This is a genomic window from Pedobacter sp. MC2016-05, assembly GCF_026239735.1.
GTDB lineage: Bacteria > Bacteroidota > Bacteroidia > Sphingobacteriales > Sphingobacteriaceae > Pedobacter.
On record NZ_JAPIVT010000001.1, the window covers coordinates 396,108 to 416,244 of the forward strand.

The 20,137-nt window shown below is 38.7% G+C and carries 11 protein-coding genes; 7 read left to right on the forward strand and 4 right to left on the reverse strand.

All coding sequences use genetic code 11. The annotated features are described in order from the left end of the window. Window positions 1-4 precede the first annotated feature (4 nt). Together OQZ33_RS01740 and OQZ33_RS01745 are read right to left on the reverse strand one after the other, a co-directional pair. Window positions 5-1,924: a sialate O-acetylesterase gene (locus OQZ33_RS01740; protein ID WP_265797317.1), complete on the reverse strand. Its 1,920-nt coding sequence runs from the start codon at window positions 1,922-1,924 to the stop codon at window positions 5-7. After that, window positions 1,924-3,540, reverse strand: coding sequence for a DUF5597 domain-containing protein (locus tag OQZ33_RS01745; RefSeq protein WP_265797318.1), 1,617 nt, complete (start codon window positions 3,538-3,540; stop codon window positions 1,924-1,926). The genes OQZ33_RS01740 and OQZ33_RS01745 overlap by 1 nt, the downstream gene beginning before the upstream one ends. Before the next feature lie 135 nt (window positions 3,541-3,675). Between OQZ33_RS01745 and OQZ33_RS01750 the strand changes: the two genes are divergently transcribed. Continuing rightward, a complete protein-coding gene (locus OQZ33_RS01750; protein ID WP_265797319.1) occupies window positions 3,676-5,316 on the forward strand; it encodes a glycoside hydrolase family 43 protein in 1,641 nt (546 codons plus the stop codon). A 185-nt stretch (window positions 5,317-5,501) separates the two neighbouring features. On the opposite strand, the gene nagB is transcribed toward OQZ33_RS01750, so the two are convergent. Beyond that, window positions 5,502-7,427, reverse strand: a complete 1,926-nt coding sequence (nagB, locus tag OQZ33_RS01755; RefSeq protein WP_265797320.1) for a glucosamine-6-phosphate deaminase — start codon at window positions 7,425-7,427, stop codon at window positions 5,502-5,504. Window positions 7,428-7,566: 139 nt separating this feature from the next. On the opposite strand from nagB, the gene OQZ33_RS01760 reads away from it, so the two are divergent. The 3 genes from OQZ33_RS01760 to OQZ33_RS01770 all read left to right on the forward strand — a co-directional run bounded on the left by OQZ33_RS01760 (window position 7,567) and on the right by OQZ33_RS01770 (window position 13,314). Continuing rightward, entirely contained in the window at window positions 7,567-8,763 is a 1,197-nt protein-coding gene (locus tag OQZ33_RS01760; protein ID WP_265797321.1) for an anhydro-N-acetylmuramic acid kinase, read from the forward strand. Window positions 8,764-8,848: 85 nt separating this feature from the next. Beyond that, window positions 8,849-11,998, forward strand: a complete 3,150-nt coding sequence (locus OQZ33_RS01765) for a SusC/RagA family TonB-linked outer membrane protein (RefSeq protein ID WP_265797322.1) — start codon at window positions 8,849-8,851, stop codon at window positions 11,996-11,998. A 17-nt stretch (window positions 11,999-12,015) separates the two neighbouring features. Further along, on the forward strand, window positions 12,016-13,314 hold the full coding sequence (locus OQZ33_RS01770; protein WP_265797323.1) for a RagB/SusD family nutrient uptake outer membrane protein: 1,299 nt from the start codon (window positions 12,016-12,018) through the stop codon (window positions 13,312-13,314). Between the two features lie 203 nt (window positions 13,315-13,517). On the opposite strand, the gene OQZ33_RS01775 is transcribed toward OQZ33_RS01770, so the two are convergent. Continuing rightward, window positions 13,518-14,264: a DeoR/GlpR family DNA-binding transcription regulator gene (locus OQZ33_RS01775; protein WP_265797324.1), complete on the reverse strand. Its 747-nt coding sequence runs from the start codon at window positions 14,262-14,264 to the stop codon at window positions 13,518-13,520. Between the two features lie 234 nt (window positions 14,265-14,498). Here OQZ33_RS01775 and OQZ33_RS01780 point away from each other — a divergent pair, with 234 nt between their 5' ends. Genes OQZ33_RS01780 through OQZ33_RS01790 form a run of 3 tightly spaced genes read left to right on the forward strand, consistent with a single transcriptional unit; the run spans window position 14,499 to window position 20,022 of the window. Next, window positions 14,499-17,582: a SusC/RagA family TonB-linked outer membrane protein gene (locus OQZ33_RS01780; protein ID WP_265797325.1), complete on the forward strand. Its 3,084-nt coding sequence runs from the start codon at window positions 14,499-14,501 to the stop codon at window positions 17,580-17,582. Window positions 17,583-17,590: 8 nt separating this feature from the next. Next, window positions 17,591-19,201: a SusD/RagB family nutrient-binding outer membrane lipoprotein gene (locus OQZ33_RS01785; protein ID WP_265797326.1), complete on the forward strand. Its 1,611-nt coding sequence runs from the start codon at window positions 17,591-17,593 to the stop codon at window positions 19,199-19,201. 23 nt (window positions 19,202-19,224) lie between these two features. Then, entirely contained in the window at window positions 19,225-20,022 is a 798-nt protein-coding gene (locus tag OQZ33_RS01790) for a DUF4397 domain-containing protein (RefSeq protein WP_265797327.1), read from the forward strand. Window positions 20,023-20,137: the final 115 nt, after the last annotated feature.

Genomic DNA, 20,137 nt, shown 5'->3' on the forward strand with positions numbered 1-20,137 from the left:
TAATTTATTTTATGCGGACCTCAAATGGAGAAGCTGGCAATCCTTCTATATTATATAAGTTGGCCCCTTCGGGATTATCTGCCCAAGCATAACGTACAAACATGGGTTTGGTGACTTCTTTGTTAAAAACAATCAGTTGATTTCCCTTAATCTCAGCATCAGCCCAGATAAATTTTTGGTCAGCGCCCGCGATGGCGAAGTATTTAAGTTTTGTAGCTCCTTTTGCCACGAGCCCTTTACCAATATTTTCAAATGTTAAAATGAGTTTGCCATTTTCCGCCTTTATCGTTTTTAACGTAGGACCGGAATGTACGGTTTTCTTATCGCCATAAATGAGATTTACAGCTTGTAATGCCAATCGTTTGCCAACATCTTTTTTATTCAAAGGGTGAATGTCGTTCCATTCTCCCAAATCAATTGCAACGGCCATCGCAGTATTATTTTCTGATGATAAACGGCGTTGTTCTTCTCTCAGTTCCGCCCAATTGCTTTCCGTCGGGTTCTCCTTTGCCTCCATAAAATTGGGCAATTGAACATACAAAAATGGAAGATTTTGGTTATGGAATGTTGCTCTCCAATCCGAAATTAAGCTTTTCATTAAAGCGTAATATGCTTTCGGATCATAAGTATTCGCTTCACCTTGATACCATACAGCGGCTTTTATCTTTAGGTTTGCCAAAGGTGCAATCATGGCATTATATAAGCCTACGGGTTTCCAGCGCACAAAAGTTTGTGAGGGTGAAGGTTTCGATGCTACTCCTAACTTATATTTCCACTTACCGGTTAAATTAACAGTATCGTTTCCTGCTAGCAATAAATACTCTTTATCCATTACAAAACCACCGTTTCCTGAATTATTTACAATACGGACGGTAATGGTGTTCTTCCCCGCTTTTAAAATTCCACTATTAAAGAGATATCTTCTTGGTGGATATTGATAACTGGTGGCTCCAACAAATTTTCCGTTAATAAATACCGAGTCGGCATCAACTATTCTTCCCAGCAACAATTTCGATGATTTGCCCACCATATTTTGGGGGATAGTGACCTCTTTTTTAAACCAAACAATACCATTAACTTTTCCCATTGGCTCATTTGCCCAATAACCAGGGATATTCATTTCTGACCAATCCTTATCATTGATGTTGTTTCGCCAGTTGTTTTTCAATCCTTCATCGCCGTTATTTAATTGGGTATACCAAGCTTTAGATGCCGCCTGATCTGAAGATTCAATTCGTTTAATGAGCTGATCGTCTTGAAATTCCAGTAGTTCTTTTTCTAGTTGGGGAAAGTTTTTAATGGCGCTTTCGCTAATCCAAGATTGTGCCGGAGAACCGCCCAATGCAGCATTAATAATTCCAACCGGGACTTTGTTTTTTTTATAGATATCTAAAGCAAAAAAATAGGCTACACCCGAAAAGTCAAGTAGGGTCGTAGGATTGGCTGTGTGCCAAGACCCAGCTGAAAAATCTTTCCGTTTTGCCTTAAAGTCATATTCATCGGGTACTAAAAACTGCCTAATATTAGAGTTGTTGCTGTTGGCTATTTCATTCGGATATTGGTCTACTAATCTGCCCATCGGCAGTTCCATGTTGGATTGTCCGCTAAATAAAAAAACATCACCAAATAAAATGTCTTTCAATATAATTTTATTACTTGCCGAAAACACCATTTGATACGGTCCACCAGCCTTTTGTGGTGGAAGTTTAATGCTCCAATTGCCATTTTGATCGGCTTTGCCTAAATAAGGCTTGCCCTTAAACTGCAATGTGACCGATTCGTTTGCCGCAGCCCAACCCCAAATTTTTGTGCTATCATTGCGCTGCAGAACCATCCCGTCGCTAAGCAGTCTTGGAAGCTTAATTTGTGCGTAACAGATTGAATTACTCAAAAAGATAATTGGAATTATAAACCACTTTTTCATTATTGATAGGAGTAAAGTTTAATTTTTTGGATACTGTAATCGCCTTCAGCAATTCTTAAATGTCTGCCTTGATGGTTTTGATCTCCATTTAACCTCAAGCCTGGAATCCACTTTCCATTTTCAAAAACACCTTCGTCTATCTGGGCAATGCCGGCTCTAAAGTTATCTTTTAGGGGTTTAAATGTGGCCACTATTCCAGTTCCTGCAATGATAAATTCATCAGGAGCCAATTGGATAATCAATCCGCCTGTAATTGGCCAATTTTCATCTTTTGCTTTACCCGACCAACCCAGATTTAAATCATGAGAAAAGAGAAAGATGTAGTCGCCCAAACGAATTTCCTGTTTAGAATTGGCTTTGTCGAACAAGATACCATTGATGGTTTTTTTACCCTGATGCTGTAAAATAAGCGGACTTAATTGATCTAGTAATTTATATGCAGAACCAATGTCGGCATTCATTTTTTCATCCCCGTTCTCAATAGAAAATGGAGAAAAGCCCATGGAATTGTAATGGCCAATGGCATAAAATGCTTTTGCGCCAACGCCTTGTTCAAAACGAATTTCTGGGATAAATAGCGTGTTTTCACCACGAACATATAAATCATTCCAATATTTAAAGTCTGGATTATAAAAATCTGGAGAAAACATGTCGATGCTTGGTGCGCCTGCTTTCCAAATATCCATAATATGAGGTAGCGGACCAGCGCTTGGATATTCTCCCGGTTTGGCTTCTTTTTTATAGTTTAATGCTGCATTTAAATACATTGGTAAGTTATATTTTGCTTTTCCAGCTCTGGTTAACTTATTGATGAAGTCCGCATAGTTCCAGGCCATAAAAATCTCCTCGGTAGCCAAATTCTTGCCAAATACATCTTCCCAGTTACCGATAGTCTTCGATCCATTCTTTGTCCAAGCCGCACTAAACTCTGGTATTAAATTATTTTTATTTTTTTTTAAATAATCCGCTAATTTCACCGGAATGGGTTTTTTGAAGGCTGCATTCGCCAATATGCTATGGTCTCTGGCGTCCGGCAACATGCCAATTTCATTTTCCACCTGTATCATAATTACAGTCTGGTCGCTACTATCGATTTTCTTTATGAACGATGTGAGCGCCTCGAAAGCTTTGATGTCCGCATTTAAACTGTTATCAGAAAATGGACTTAATATTTCTTGCCCTATTCCGTTTTTATCTGTTGCTCTGGGAAACCTTTTCTGATCTTTTTTTACCCAAACGGGGGCATAACAAGACATACTATTCTTCCAGGCCCCGAACCATAAGAATATTAATTTCAGATCATTCTTTCTGGCATTAGCAATTAAGTCATTAACCAAATCAAAATTAAATTTTCCTTCTTCGGGCTCAATTAATTCCCAATATACAGGCGCCAAAATTGTATTTGCATTTAAGCTTTTAACTTTTCTCCAAATGGGCTTCATGTAATCGGTATTGGATGAACTTGAGTTGCCTAGCTCGCCGCCTAAAATTAGGTATGGTTTATCTCGAACATAGAGTTGCTTGATGTCTCCTTGTTGTTTCAAGTAGGGCTGAGCAAATAAACTTAATGTAGAAGAAGTTAATAGCGTAAACAATAACATGCGAGTCTTTCTCATAAATATTTTAATGGTTAGAATGATTTTCATCAAAATGGAAGCACTAAAATAAGAAAAAAAATAGTTTCTGCAATCGGTTGCATTTATAGGTTTGATTTTTTACCTTTCAATATTCAACCAAATAATTACTATAAAATGAGAAAGCTTCTTCTAGTTTTTTTCTGCTCAATTGCAATCGCTGGTTCAGCACAAATAAAATTCACCAATCCGATCCTTGCTGGCTTCTACCCAGATCCAAGTGTAACAAAGGTTGGCGCCGATTACTATTTGGTTAACTCTACGTTTTCCTACTTCCCTGGTATTCCTGTTTTTCATAGTAAGGATTTAAAAAACTGGCAGCAGATCGGAAATGTCATCGACCGGCCAAGTCAGATGAATTTTTTGGGTGATGGTGTATCCAGAGGACTATTCGCTCCATCAATAAATTTCCATAAGGGGTTGTATTATGTGACCTGTACCCTCATCGATCGAAAGGGAAATTTTGTAGTTACCTCTAAAAATCCTGCCGGGCCTTGGAGTGATCCGGTTTGGTTACCGGAGGTTAAGGGTATCGATCCATCTTTATTCTTTGATCAAAATAGGGCATACATCGTTTACAATAGTGATGCGCCAGATAATAAACCATTATACAGCGGACATAGGACCATTCGCGTTTATGAATTTGATCCCATTAACTTGAGGGTTATAGGAGAGGAAAGCCAATTGGTGAATGGGGGAGTGGATATTAGCAAAAAACCGGTTTGGATTGAAGGGCCTCATATTTTCAGGCGTGGTGATTGGTATTATTTATGTGCTGCCGAAGGCGGAACTTCAGTTAATCATTCGCAAGTTATTTTAAGAAGTAAATCGGCTACTGGACCATACGTCGCTTACAAAAATAACCCCATTCTTACACAAAGAAACCTTGATCCGAACCGGAATAACCCCATTACCTCTGCTGGCCATGCCGAGCTTGTCGAAGGACCGGATGGAAAAACTTATGCCGTATTTTTAGCTGTTCGTCCCTACGAAGGCGATTTTTACAATACCGGTAGGGAAACTTTTATTGCGCCAGTAAAGTGGGTAAATGAATGGCCGATAATCAATCCTGAAAGTAAGGAGATTAAATACAGTTACTCAGCAGATTTTAAGGAGGTAAAGAATAAATACGCAAGGCCTCAGAGTGGTAATTTTTCATATCGGATTAAATTTAAAGATAAATTTGATCCTGCTTTGCTTTTCTTAAGAACTTTAGATAATTCTTGGTATAGGCTCAATCAATCAGGGCTGACGATGAATTTACTTTCAGAGACGGTAATGGGAAATGGTAACCCAGCATTTATTGGCAAACGCCAGCAACATTTAAAATGCGAAGCTAGTACAGAATTGATTTTTAATGCTAAAACCGATAATGAAAAAGCAGGAATAACGATATTTCAAAGCGAATACAACTTTTATTATTTGTGTAAATCTATATCGAATGGACAACCGGTTTTACAATTATACAAAGGAAATAGAGATTCAAAATCGATGGATTTACTTGCTGAAACTAATTTTGCCGGCGTGAACGTTTATCTTAAAATAGAAGCAGATAAGGATAAATATAACTTCTATTATACCACTAAAGCAAATGATTGGAAACTCCTTCAGGCCAATGTTGATGGTAAGTTTTTAAGTACAAAAGTGGCAGGTGGTTTTGTGGGTTCATTGTTTGGGCTGTATGCAACTTCCTCTGGTACTCCTTCCATTAATAGCGCCAACTTCAAATGGTTGGATTATCGTGGAAATGATCTGTAATTGGCTCACGAAGTTTTGTTTGCCTTTCATTTTGTATGGAAACTTCGTCAGCTCCTCAGTTAAAATCTGAAAACGCAATTTGAAAAACTGTCAGGTCTTTCTGTGTTCCTGGACATTGAGACTTCACCGGTCAGTAAACCAAAATCCTCACTTTTTCAAGTGAGGATTTATATTATAAAATTCTGCTAGTCAATAAACTTCCACCTTACAAAAGCTTCCATCGCTTCGTATTCTGCCAAGCCTAGTTCATCATAAGCTTTTGCCGTTTCACGGTTTCTGTCTTCTGCACGTTGCCAAAATTCTCTTGCATCGTCGCCAGGAAAAACAGCCCTATCTTTCTGACTTTGGTGTTTAAATATTGCATTTCTTTTGCGTTCCAACTCCTGCGGAGAAATAGGCACAGCCATTTCAATCTCATGGGTTTCAAATTCATGCCAGGCACCACGATACATCCATAACCAACAATCTTGTGCCCACGCTTCTGTTTTGCGAAGACGTGTCAATGCAGCTAAAATAATATTAAAACACACGATATGTGTTCCGTGAGGATCTTCAAAATCTCCGGCTGCAAAAACCTGTTGTGGTTTTACTTTCTGTAGGAGGTCAATTGTCAAATCGATGTCAGCATCGGTAACCGGATTTTTTTGATTTTTACCACTTTCATAAAAAGGTAGCGCCTGAAAATGAATATGGTCATCTTCCAATCCGCAATAACGAGCACCAGCTATCGCCTCACCTTTTCTAATCAAACCTTTAACGGTTTGTATTTCTGGGGTATCAACCTGGTTAGGTTTCTTCTGATCGATAAAGGTTCTCATCTTATTGTATAATTCCGTTAGATATGAATTATCCATACCCATCTTTTCTGTAAAATCTACATTAAATTCTACAAAACGAAGGGCATCATCGTCCCAAACCGCAGTATTGCCAGAGGTCTGGTAAGCCACATGAACATCATGTTTTTGATCCACCAAACGAATAAAGGTTCCGCCCATTGAAATTACATCATCATCTGGGTGCGGAGAGAAAATAATCACCCGTTTTTTAGCTGGTTCTGCTCTTTCCGGACGTTGAGAATCATCCGCATTTGGCTTTCCACCTGGCCAGCCAGTAATGGTGTGCTGTAACTTGTTAAAAATATGGATGTTGATATTGTAAACCGGCCCTTTTTCAGTCGCCAATTGCGCCATACCATTATTGTTGTAATCGTCTTCAGTTAATTTTAAAACCGGTTTCTTCAATGTATTGGCCAGCCAAATCACTGCTTTACGAATCAAGTCTTCTGTCCAAACGCAATCTTTAACCAACCATGGGGTATCAAAACGGGTCAGTTCTGCTGCCGCCGGAGTATCTAAAATAAATTCAACATGCTCTGAAAGCTGAAGGTAAGTCGCCGGAACATCACCAGAGATTTCACCTTCTACCGCTTTTTTAATAATAGAAGCTTTTTTGCGGCTCCAGGCCATTAAGATAATTTCTCTGGCTTTAAAAATAGTACCAATCCCCATGGTAATGGCTTTGGTAGGTACAAACGTTTTTCCACCGAAATCCCGAGCGGCATCACGACGGGTTAAATCATCAAGAGTAACCAAGCGTGTGCCGGAATTTGGTGCCGAACCAGGCTCATTGAAACCAATGTGACCCGTACGACCAATACCCAAAATCTGGATATCCAGTCCACCAAGATCTCCGATTTTTTTTTCGTAATCTAAACAAAATGCAGGAATATCTTCCAAAGGAAGCGTTCCGTCAGGGATGTGAACATTGCTTTTATCAATGTCGATATGATCGAAAAGATTTTCGTTCATAAAAGTAACATAACTCTGTGCGGCGGTAGGCTGCATTGGATAGTATTCATCCAGGTTGAAAGTTATTACGTTTTTAAAACTTAAACCCTCTTCTTTGTGCAGCCTAACCAGTTCGGCATAAACTGCAATGGGGGTAACACCTGTTGCTAAGCCCAGTACTGCAGGTGCGTTGTTTGCTTGTTTTGATTTAATGAGGTTGGCAATTCTGTGCGCCACATTAATGGAAGCAATTTTTGGATTTTCGAACACGCTCACAGGGAGTTTCTCGAAACGTGTCTCCTCCAGTAGATTTAATCTAGCCATTTTATTTATGGTTTTTAATGTACGGAGCAGTAAATATAGAGAGTTATGCCCAATTTCTAACAAAGGTTATTTACTTTTATTGCAAGTATTTCCTTAAAATTCGATTAAGGCTATAAACAAACGTTTGATCAAAATTATCATGAACATCCAAATTCAAAATCTTTATCACAAGGCGCAAAAAGACCAGCGTTTAATTATCGGGTTAATGAGCGGGACATCAATGGATGGTTTGGATATTGCATTATGTGTGGTAAAGGGAAGTGGCCCCGAAACGGATATTAACATACTTGAATTTAAAACCGGAGAATATTCTGACGATTTCAGAGCAAAGATTAAAGCCATTTTTTCTAAAAAGCAAGTGGATTTAGAGTTGGTGTGTTTGATGAATGAGCACATTGCCAATACACATGCCGAGCTGATTAATCAGGCTTTGAAAGAATGGGGCTATACAAATGATCAAATTGATTTTATTGCCAGCCATGGGCAAACCATTTTTCATGCGCCCAAATCTCTTCATCAACTTGTAGATTATCCAAATGGAACACTTCAGATTGGAGATGGCGATCACATTGCTGTAAAAACAGGAATCATTACTTTATCTGATTTTAGGCAAAAACATTTAGCCGCTGGAGGTGAAGGTGCACCCTTAGCAGTTTATGGTGACTATCTAATTTTTTCGAAGTGGGGAGAAGATCGGGTGATGCTCAATATTGGAGGTATCGCTAACTTTACTTATTTGCCTGGAAATCTAAATGCATCAGAAATTTTTTCAACTGATGTTGGTCCGGGGAATACCCTGATGGATCAATTTATGCAACACTACTACAATCAGTTTTACGATAACAATGGTGCTGTTGCGAAATCGGGTAAGTTAAATGAAGCCTTGTTGAAGGAATTATTAAAATGCGACTTTTTTGAGTTGGATTTTCCAAAAACTACAGGTCCTGAACTGTTTAATCTGGATTACTTACAGGCAGCGCAAAAACAGTCTTCAACATTGGACTTAGCAACTGAAGAGGTGATGACCACATTATGCCATTTCTCGGCAGAAACCATTTCGAATGCTGTGAAACGATGCTTTGGCAACGAGCCTAATGCACAAATTTTCATGAGCGGTGGAGGGATGCATAATCCACTTTTGGTAGAACTGTTAAGAGAAAAGCTCCCTCATTGTAATTTCTTCACCACTGATGACTTAAACATTAATCCCGATGCAAAGGAGGCTGTTTTATTTGCTGTATTAGCCAATGAAACGATATGTGGTTCGCCCATAAATTTCGGCGATAGAAAAGGTGTACCTTCTATTTGCATGGGGAAAATAAGTTTGCCGGAATAAACTTTTTGCCTCCAAGAAAATTTGCATTTTCAACAATTTCGTTACATTTGCTCAAACCCTAACTTAACTACAAAACCAATATTTTATGGAAAAAAGTTACCTCAAATGGTCAACAAGATTTTTTGCAATTTTGTTGATCCCATTTCTGCTGCTTTTGTTTACAGAAATGGCACAGGCACAGACTAAACGCTATACCATCAGCGGTAAAGTTACCGATGCCGCCAACAATGACCCGATTCCGGGTGTTGTTGTGAAAATCTTAAACACAAATTTAGCAACGAGTACCAACGCCAACGGTGGCTATTCATTTTCTGTTGATTTAGCTGCGGGAACTGCCCAAATTCAATTCTCGTTCGTGGGCTACAAAAGTAAAATCCAACCGGTAGGCCTAGCCACAGGCGATCAGGTTCAGGTAAACGCGACCTTAAGTGCTGATGCAGTTGGATTGGATGAGGTGATTGTTACGGGAACATCAGCTGGTACTACTCGGAAGGAACTTGGAAGTTATGTAAGTACGGTTAAGGGTGATGATTTGAATAAAGCACCAAGCGGAAATGTACTTTCTTCTCTTCAGGGAAAAACTGCAGGCGCCCAGATTAGCCAGAATTCTGGTGACCCGGCGGGCGGCATGTCAGTGCGCCTGAGGGGAATAAGTTCAGTAAATTCATCTTCTGAACCATTATATATTATTGATGGAGTAATTGTAAATAATTCGACTACTCGGGTTACCAATACCTCAGCAAATTACGATGGTGGTAATTTTGTAGGCAGCGTTGGCCAGAATAGAATGGTTGATATTAATCCTGCTGACATTGATCGCATTGAGGTTTTAAATGGTGCTGCAGCTGCCGCTATTTATGGATCTCGTGCAAACTCTGGTGTAATTCAGATTTTTACCAAAAAAGGTGCAAGTGGTAAAACCCAGGTAAGCTTTAATACCAGTTTGACCATTAGCGAGTTGAGAAAACAAGTTGAAGTAAATCAATCGCCTACTAAATTTGGTGGTTCGGTAAACTCATTTACGCAAGACGTTATTCAAACGGCAATTGTTCCTCCTGCTACCACAGCCGCATTGCTTACCAATACTACTGCAGTTAACAGATATAATTATCAGGATTATATTTTCCAAACCGGTTACGGAACTGATAATACGGTTTCGATAAGTGGTGGTAATGACAACACAAAATTTTATACCTCTGCCAGTTATTTTACCAACCAGGGAATTATTAAAAATACCGATTTTACACGTTACAATTTAAGGGCAAATGTAGACCAGAGAATAACAGATTGGGCTTCCTTGAGCGTGGGTATGAACTATATCCGCAGTGCAGCAAACGAAAAACCAGATGGAAACTCATTTTTTTCTCCAATGAATTCGGTTACTATTATTGGTAATTTTCACGATATATTTGCCAGAGATGCAAACGGAAACTTATTGGCTGTAGGAGAACGGGGCAGAGTTAATCCCGTATCAGTGATAGAGGATATTAAGCAACGGCAGCAAACCAATAGAATTATCGCCAGTGCAAATCTAAAATTGAATCCGGTTAAAAATTTAACATTAAATTTCTTAATCGGAGCTGATAATTCTGGTGCAAATGGATCAACTTATATTCCGCCTTTTGCTTATAATGTTAATCCAGATTTCTTTGGGGGTGGCGCCGGACTGGATGGTACTTTAAACGGATACGCCAGTTCTGCAAGTAACGCTGCCTTTCAGTTTAATAATGAAATCAATGCAAATTATCAGGCCAAAATATCTGATCTGATAACCTCTACAACACAATTAGGCTACTCATTTCAGTATGAACAAACCCGTTATCAATTACTTAACGGTCGCGGTTTAGCACCTTTAATCGAAACCGTAAATGCTGCTGCTACCCAGTTGCCAAGTGTTGATGGCCGGACGCAACTTTCTGTAACTGGTGGTTACCTGCAACAAACATTTAAATATAAAGATCATTTCTTCTTAACGGGCGCAGTAAGGGTAGATCAATCTACTGTATTTGGAGCCGATAATAGAACACAGACTTATTTTAAAGGAAACGCCAGTTACGTTTTATCATCAGCTGACTATTGGAAAGATCTAGGCGTTTCATCGTGGTGGGATACTTTTAAAATCAGAGCTGCCTATGGCGAATCTGGTAACTTAACTGGAATTGGCGCTTACGATCGAATCAATGCTTATTCTACACAATCATTTTTAGGGAGAGCCTCACTGTTCTCTAGTGCGCAATTGGCAAATGAAAATGTGAAACCAGAACGTCAACGCGAACTCGAATTAGGTACCGACATGTCGTTTTTCAAAAACAGGTTAGGCATTCAGTTTAACTGGTATAATAAAAAAGTCAGCGATTTGCTAATAGCAAGTGTTACTGCTCCAACTATCGGTTTCTCGAGCTTTTTAGATAATATTGGCTCATTAAGAAATAAAGGCATTGAGTTGGTTTTAAGCGGAACTCCTCTTAAAGCAAAGGACTTTAGCTGGAACACATCAATCGTGTTCAACAGAAATAGAAATGAAGCTTTGGATGTTGGTGGTTTAAGATTGTTTAGTACTAATCCAGGCGCTCCCGTGGCCATCATTAATGGAGAGGCAATTGGTGTTTTTTACGGAACATTTTTTGCCCGCAAACCGGATGGTAGTTTGTTAACAAATGCTGCTGGAATTCCATTACTTGAGCGAGGCATCCAAACATCGGCAACCACATTTACACCGCAACGTGATGCAAATGGTTTGCCAACCGGAACAACGCTAAGGAAGGTTTTAGGAGATCCAAACCCAGATTATACTGCTTCTTTCGTGAATGATTTCACTTACAAAAGATTTAATCTTCATGTTCAGTTAGATGCTGTTCAAGGAGGTGATGTTTGGAATGCAGATTGGAGAACCCGCCAAGGTGTTGGTAATGGAAAGGTAGCCGAAGCAGAACAATTAGGTCAACTGCCTAGGGGCTATGTTGCAGGAGTTTATGCTACAGAAGAATGGAGAATTGATGACGGATCTTTTGTTAAGCTTAGAGAAATTTCACTGAGCTACAACATTGGGAAAGTGAAGTATTTAAGAGATTTAACCGTTACGTTAAGCGGAAGAAATCTGATTTCATGGGACAATTATAAAGGATATGATCCAGAATTAAATTCAGGTGGCCAGTCGACGATATTAAGAAATATCGATTTTGGAGCTGTTCCAATTCCAAGAACCTTTAGTTTAGGTTTACAAGTTAAATTTTAATCGTTAAAGGAAATTTTATGAAAAATTTAAGAAATAACACCTCAAAATATATTACCTGTTTCGCTTTCTCGTGCATGTTGTTTTCGGCATCATGTACGAAAGAATATTTAGACCCATCAAGAGCTAAAACCGATGTTGCATTAACAACTCAACAAGGACTGACAGCCGTTTCTATAGGCTTACAGCGTGTTTACACTTTGGGCAGAACTGGCGTAATGTTCAATTCTATTGCAGCAAACGGCTTTGTAACCAATGAGTTTTCACTGCTCAATTCAGGAAATATTCCAGAGTTGCAGCTAAGTACTGGTGGTAATGCGGTAGATGGAACCAACACCATTTTATTTAATCTTTGGACAAGCGCCAACAAGATTATCTATGATGCAGATTTAGTTATTGCTAACGCCGGTAATCTTGGAGATAAGGGTTACGCATCAGGATTAATTGCTTATTCAAGTATTTTTAAGGCTCTTGCCATTGGTAATATGGCGCAGTATTGGGAAAAAATCCCGGATGGAACAGGTAAGAATGTTCAGTTTATCACTAGAGCTGCAGGATTTACAAAAGCAATTGGCGTTTTAGATAATGCGCTAAGCGTTATTGCAGCAAACCCAATTTCTGCAGGTTTTAATAGCAATGTACCTCCTGCTGTTAATATTGTGAATACTTTACATGCACTAAAAGCAAGATATGCGCTGTTCTCGGGTAATTATCCATTGGCGTTAACCGAAGCTAACGCAGTAGATTTGACAAAATCATCTGCTTTTGCATTCGATCCAGCCTCACCAAACATTTTATTTTCTATTATTTCTTCCAACAATGTTTTTCAGCCGTTAAATGTTAACTTGGGCTTAACTGGCGCTAACGTACCAGATGCGGGAGATAAGAGAATTCTATTCTATACATTCTTTACAGGAACACCAACTGCAACAATTCGTATGGGCGGCTTTGCCACGGCAACTTCGACAGCGTTTCCAATTTATTTACCTGGGGAAATCATTTTGATCAAAGCTGAAGCTTTTGCAAGACAGCCAGATTTAGCTAACGCATTAATTGAGTTGAATAAAGTGGTTACCAAAACATCAGATTTATTTGGTGTTACGGCAGCTCTGCCGGCATTAAGTGGCACTTATACTCAGCAGCAATTGCTTGATTTAATTTACAAACATCGGTCAATTGAGTTATTTGCTTCTGGCTTAAAGCTAGAAGACATGAGAAGATTTAATCAGCCACTGGCAGATCGGAAAAGGAATTTTTTCCCTTATCCTTTCCAGGAGCGAGATAATAATCCCAATACTCCAGCAGACCCCACCTTCTAAACAAAGGAGGCTTTCTCAAAAGTCTCTTTTTCACAAGAGACACAAAATAAAATTTTTATCAAATCTTTAATAATACCAAAAGGGCAATTTTCGATTTCAAAATTGCCCTTTTTATCTTCGTTTTCTGGCTATTATTGGTGTTTAGCCAAATCAAATTCCGAAACGACTATCTCGTTTTTACCTTTGATACAGCCTCTTTTTTGTTATAATATATTTAAATCTTTTGTTCGATAGTTTGCCAAAGCTTCGTTTTGGTGATCTAATTCTGTTATTAAATAGCTGATGCTTTCAATCGGGCAAACCCGTAGCCTCAAAGAGATATCCAGCTTTTCAGATATACACAGCACCGCAGTTTTTTTGGAACAGGCAATCATCGCCTTTTTTAATTGATTAATTTCCCAGTAAGTATCTGTCAAGCCATCTTCCGGGTGGATAGCACTGGTGCCCATCACACATAAATCAGCTTTGATTTCAGAAAGCTGTGTAATTACTTGTCCACCATAGGTAATCTGCGAATTTTTAGAAAACAAGCCGCCGATGAGTATCACTTCCAGGTTATCGTATTTTGCCAATTCGACAGCCACCAAAGGGCTAATGGTAAAAAAAGTTCCTGCGATATTTTGTGGAAGTTGTTTTACCAGTTCTAAAATAGTGGTCCCACCACCAGTTAAAACCACCATCCCATCTTTAAAAAGTGAGGTCGCTTTTTTCGCAATTACTATTTTTATGTCCCTGGCATAAACCGTACTATCATCGAAAGAACTGTGGTATGATTTAGACAATGCACCTCCATGAACTTTAAAAAGCAAGTCTTCATCTGCCAATTCTTGTAAATCTCTTCTTATGGTATCTTCCGATACATTAAGTAATTGAACCAAATCAGAAGTGAGTACACGATTGTGTAAATTGATTTGGCGCATAATAAAATCATGGCGTTCTTTTTTGAGCATATTGATGTTTGGTTTGTACTAAAGTAAAAATACTTTTCAATAATTTGCGTGTTTATGCGTTTTTAAGCAATTATATATCGTAATAGTTGCATGAAAATCTTTGTTATTTTGTTTTTTTATTAAAAAACAATCAGCATATTTACATAACTATTGCTAAACATGCGTTAATCTGCATGTTTGGATAAGCCGGAAAACAAACAACTACAACCTTTTTAAACTTCTTACTAACTAATTATGATGAAAAAACTACTTTTTAGTTTTATCGGTATGGTTATGCTGCTTGCGCAAGTATTTGCGCAACAAGCCACCATTACTGGTAAGGTCACATCAAGTGACGGACCCATTCCTGGTGCATCAATTCGTGTAAAAGGAACCTCAATTGTATCGCAAAGCAATAGTGATGGAAACTTTACTATAAAAGCACTGAAAACAGATGTACTTACTTTTTCTTACATTGGTTATAAAACCGTTGAAAGAACTGTAGGTAATAATACAACAATCAATGTTTCCATGCAAGCTGATGCCAGTAACCTAAATGAGGTGGTAGTTACAGCCTATGGGATTGATCGTGATGTAAAATCTTTAGGTTATTCAACCCCAAAAGTATCAGGTGATGAGGCTGCTGCCACTCAAAGAAATGACTTTTTTGGTTCACTACAAGGTCGTGTTCCAGGGTTGTCCATTAACAGTACAAATGGAAATCCAGGTTCTTCCGCTCAAATTGTTCTAAGGGGTTTTGTATCTATAAGTGGAGACAATAATGCCTTGATCGTTGTGGATGGTGTTCCTATAAATAACAGCACACTTAATCAAACAAGGGAGCTTGTTTCTGGTGCGGCGAACAGAGATCAGGATTATTCCAACCGAGGAATGGACATCAACCCGAATGACATTGAAAGCTATGTGATTATGAAAGGTCCTGAAGCTACAGCATTGTATGGTAGTGCTGGTGCAAGTGGTGCAATTTTAATCACAACAAAAAAAGGAAAGGCCGGTAGAGGAAGCATTAACTACAATAATTCTTTTAGGGTAGAGGAATTAAATAAGTTCCCTGAAATTCAAACCAAGTACAATACAGGCCTCTCAAACGGCGTTTACAACATTGGTACGTCTAACTTTTTTGGTCCCGCATTTTTGCCAACTACTCCTCTTTATGATAATATGCACAACTTCTTTGAGACTGGATTTACTCAAAAGCACAATTTATCATTTGAAGGCGGTACAGATAAATTCTCTTATCGCTGGTCTAACGAGTATACCGATTCAAAGGGAACGATTCCGACAACCAGTTATACAAGGATTTCTTCGCGGGTTACCGCAGTGGGGACTATTTCACCCATATTAAAGCTAACTACAACTTTTAATTATATCAATTCGAAGAATGATAAGGCCAACAAGGGGGCGAATGGTTCTTTGCTTCAATTAATGCGTTTTAGTTCGGCCTACAATGTCCGTGATTATCAGGATGCAAATGGAAACCGAATTTTACACCATGCCAGTATCTATGCAGAGTTTGATAACCCTCTTTGGGATGTGGTTAAAAATGTGAATAATGATAAGGACAATCGTTTTATTGCCAACACCAATATTGAGCTGACCCCTACAAAATGGCTTAGGATTAATGGGATTATTGGAGCCGATATCGCCAATACAAAAGGGCTTTCGGTATACCATGCACAATCTTATAGAGGTTCTGGATCTGCTGCAACCCCGACAGGTGGAACAGTTATGACATATGATAAACTTGCAAAGGTTTTTAGTGGATCATTAACGGCGTCAGCCAAACATAAGTTCGGAGATTTTAACAATACTTATGTTATTGGTACATCATTTTACGATTTTAATGCCGTTACAGATTCGCAGCGTGGAACAAACATGTATGACCCCAACTTTTACAGTATAAACAATACTTTACCCACCACCCAGCGAACCCTTACTTACGTCAATCGGTATCGTACGGTAGGCGCCTTTGCCCAAGCTATTTTAGGGTATAAAACCCTGTTATATTTAACCTTATCAGGAAGAGTTGACGGGGCTTCTAGATTAATGCCGAACAATCCATATTTCGCATATCCATCGGCTAGTTTGGCTTTTAATTTTACAGATATCGAAAAAGTGAAAGAAAATCTACCATGGATGGATAGCGGGAAGCTGAGAGCATCCTTCGCATTAACTGGTAAAGAGCCTTGGAGAGAATATTCGACAGGTACAAATTATGAAGCCAAAAGAACTACAGGAGGTGGCTATGCTTACTCATACTACGGAGGTAATCCAAACTTAAAGCCGGAAGTATCTCAAAATTTCGAGATTGGTACTGAAATGCAATTTTTAAAAAACAGGATCGGTTTAGACTTTAACTTTTATAATCTCTTGAGTAAAGACCAGATCATTAACCCCCGTTTAAGTTATGGAACCGGGTTTGTACTTGAAATGATGAATGGAGGTACGGTTCGAAATCGTGGTATTGAGGTGCAATTAACTGGTACGCCAATTAAAGGCAAAGATTTCAGCTGGAATACAACTTTCAACTTTACGCGGAACCGTGGTGTAGTATTGTCATTAGCAAATGAACTTCCTGAGCTTTATGAATCAGATACCTGGGTTATCGGTGAAATCAGAAGTGCAGTGCACCCGGGATATAGTACCGGAGCGATTAGCGGAACTAGGTTCGATAGAAATAATAATGGAGACATTTTAATTAATGTTTCATCTGGGCTACCGACAAGTTCTGATACACAATATTATCCTATTGGCGATAGAAATCCTAAATTCACATTAGGTTTTGTTAACAGGTTTAGTTACAAAAGCTTTAATCTTTCTTTTTTGTGGGATTTAAGATATGGTGGTGATGTTGTCAATGGTACAGAATATGCCTCTTATATAAAAGGAATAAGTGTTAAAACCCTTGATCGGGAATTACCGAGAGTAATTACCGGAGTTTTAGCGGATGGCTTGCAAAATACAGCAAACCCAACGCCAAACACAATTGCGGTAACACCTTATTATAATTCGAACTATTATTCGTTAAATGTTTCGCCAGAAATGTTTGTAGAAAGAAACATTAAAACACTTAGACTGAGAGACGTTACCTTAGGTTATGATTTTCCTCCATCATTGGTTAAGCGCATTAAATTTATTCAGAGTTTTGGCGCATTCTTAACTGTTACTGATTCGGTTTTGCTTACAAATTACTCTGGTGGAGATCCTGAGAGTAATGCAAATTCACCAGGCGTTGGTGGTATCGGCGGTTTCGGAATTGATTATGGTAATGTTGGAAAGCCAATCGGTTTCAACATTGGATTTAGGGTTAAATTATAGTGAACGACATGAAGAAATTATTTAAATTATATATTGCTGCGGCAGTATTATTGCTGATGGGGAGTTGTAAAAAATATTTGGATATTAATACTAATCCGGCTGTTCCTCAAACAAGTAAAGCGGAGCTATTGCTTCCACCCATTCTTTTCCAAATGACAAACGGAACATCACAAGATTATCGTTTTATCTGGAAAATTACACAAAACCTAATTGGCTCATCGACAGATGATGGCGCTTTGGCTTTTGAAAAACACACCTTTGTACGATCAAGTGATAATGGAGGGGTTATCTGGAGAATGACTTATGTTGATCTTGGAATAAATCTGGAAAACCTCATTAACGATGCGGTAACCAATCAAAAATATGAATATGCGGCAATTGGTTATGCCATTAAAGCTTGGGCATATCAACAAACAACAGATTTATATGGCCCAATTATCCTTGATGAGGCTTTTACCCCAGGATTGCTAAAGTTTCCTTATAAGGATCAACCAGATGTTTATGCAAAAGTGAGGTATTACTGCGAACAATCAATCAAATATTCCAATATGAAAAGCCCGCTAAATTATTCCACTCAATTGGCAAGTATTACGGGCGATGGTATTTACAAGGGCGATATGGCTAAATGGCGGAAGTTTGTATATGCAATTTATGCTTTACAATACAGTCACCTAGTAAACAAGCCTGAATTTAAAACCCAATATGCTGACAGCGTAGTGAAGTATACCAACCTTTCTTTTGCGAATGAGTCTGAATCGGCTACAGTTTACTTTTCTGCCGCCAGTACGGATGATACCAATCCATTCGGACCAACTTTAGGTTACATAAATACAGCAGGTACTACATCAACTTATTATGGTCGAATATCAACAACTATCTTAAATTATTTAGCGGGAGGAGTAAGAGGTACGCCGACTACAAATCCAACCAGCTCTGTTGATCCAAGATTGAGCAGGATGTTACCTGCAAGTACAGCCACAGCCACACTAGGACGTTATATTGCTGGTGTTCCAACGCAAGGGAGTAGTACGTCCGGCTTGCCAATAGTATTCGGATCTATTCCTGCTGGAGCAATAACATACAATGGCAAGTATATTTATGCTGATGCAGCAAGATATCCATTGATGACTTATTCACAATTACAGTTTACCAAAGCTGAAGCACTATTGTGGCAGGGAAAAGCAGCTGAAGCCTATACTGCATATAGAGCTGGTATTTCAGGTCACATGGATTTTTGTAACACTTATGGGAGGGCTTCAAAAGCGCCGGATCCTGTAATAACAACAGCAGAAATTGATGCTTATTTAGCATCATCAGAGGTTGCTCAAAGCGCTGCAACACTCACCATTGCTGACATAATGGGTCAAAAGTATATCGCCCAATGGGGATGGGCAGGTTTAGAACAATGGTCCGATATCAGAAAATATCACTACGATCCATTAGTCTTTAAGCAATTTTATCAGATTCCAACAGCCGATCTTGCGCTAGGAGGAAAATATGCTTACCGGTTCAGGCCACGCTACAATTCGGAATATGTATGGAATCCTGAAGAGTTGGCTAAGTGGGGTGGTTTAGACATAGATTATATGACTAAGGAAACTTGGTTCAGTCAGCCGTAAATTTTACATTTAAGATTATTAACATGAAGATATTTTCTAATTTATTCGCAGCACTAACCATCCTTATAGCAATATCTGGATGTACCAAAAATGTTTTGGATTATGGCGAAGTTGAAAAACTGAACAGTGATCAAGCTTTATTAAAAGTAAACTATGCCTCTTATTATTATAACAATAGGGCGATAGCGATAAAAATAAATGATAAACGTGTGAGTAGTGTCATCACTGCTCGTACTCCGTTTCCTGGTGGAGGTTATAATACTGGTGGTAGTTCAACTGCCGATTTTTTAGCTGTAACTCCAGGAAACTTAAAGATTTCTATTATTTTACCTAAAAAGAAAGATGATGGAACAGATTCTCTTGTACTTTATTCTACTTCTTTTCAAATTCAGCCGGGTAAAAACTATGTGGCTCATATTACAGATACCGCTGAGACAACCAAAAGCGTTTTAACGGAAGAAAATTTTGTAAGGCCTGACACTGCCTATTGCAAATACAGATTTATCAATTTAATGCCTAATGTGCCTTCCGTTGATTTATATTATGGCACTAGTGCCACAGATAATACAAAGGATTCTCTTTTAGCTGGAAATGTAAGTTATTTAAATATAACCAATGAAATCAGGCTAAGGTCTGCCCAATCTAAGACATGGAAAGTTAGGCCCGCTGGAGCAGCGATTACTACTGCTACCGTGTTAGCGAACTACACAAGTGCGAGCACCTTTCTAAATCAGCGGGTTTACACGATTTTTGCAAGCGGTTATAGCGGAATAGCGGCTGCGCCACGAAGGCCATACGTGTCATTCTTTTTGATTAGATAGTCTAATTGCGCTATTGGTATTATAAAGGCCAACCTCTCCGGGTTGGCCTTTATGGTTTAACTCAAATTGATATTCTCAAGTTGTTTAAAACTGGGTGCGTTTGCGCTTTTTTGCG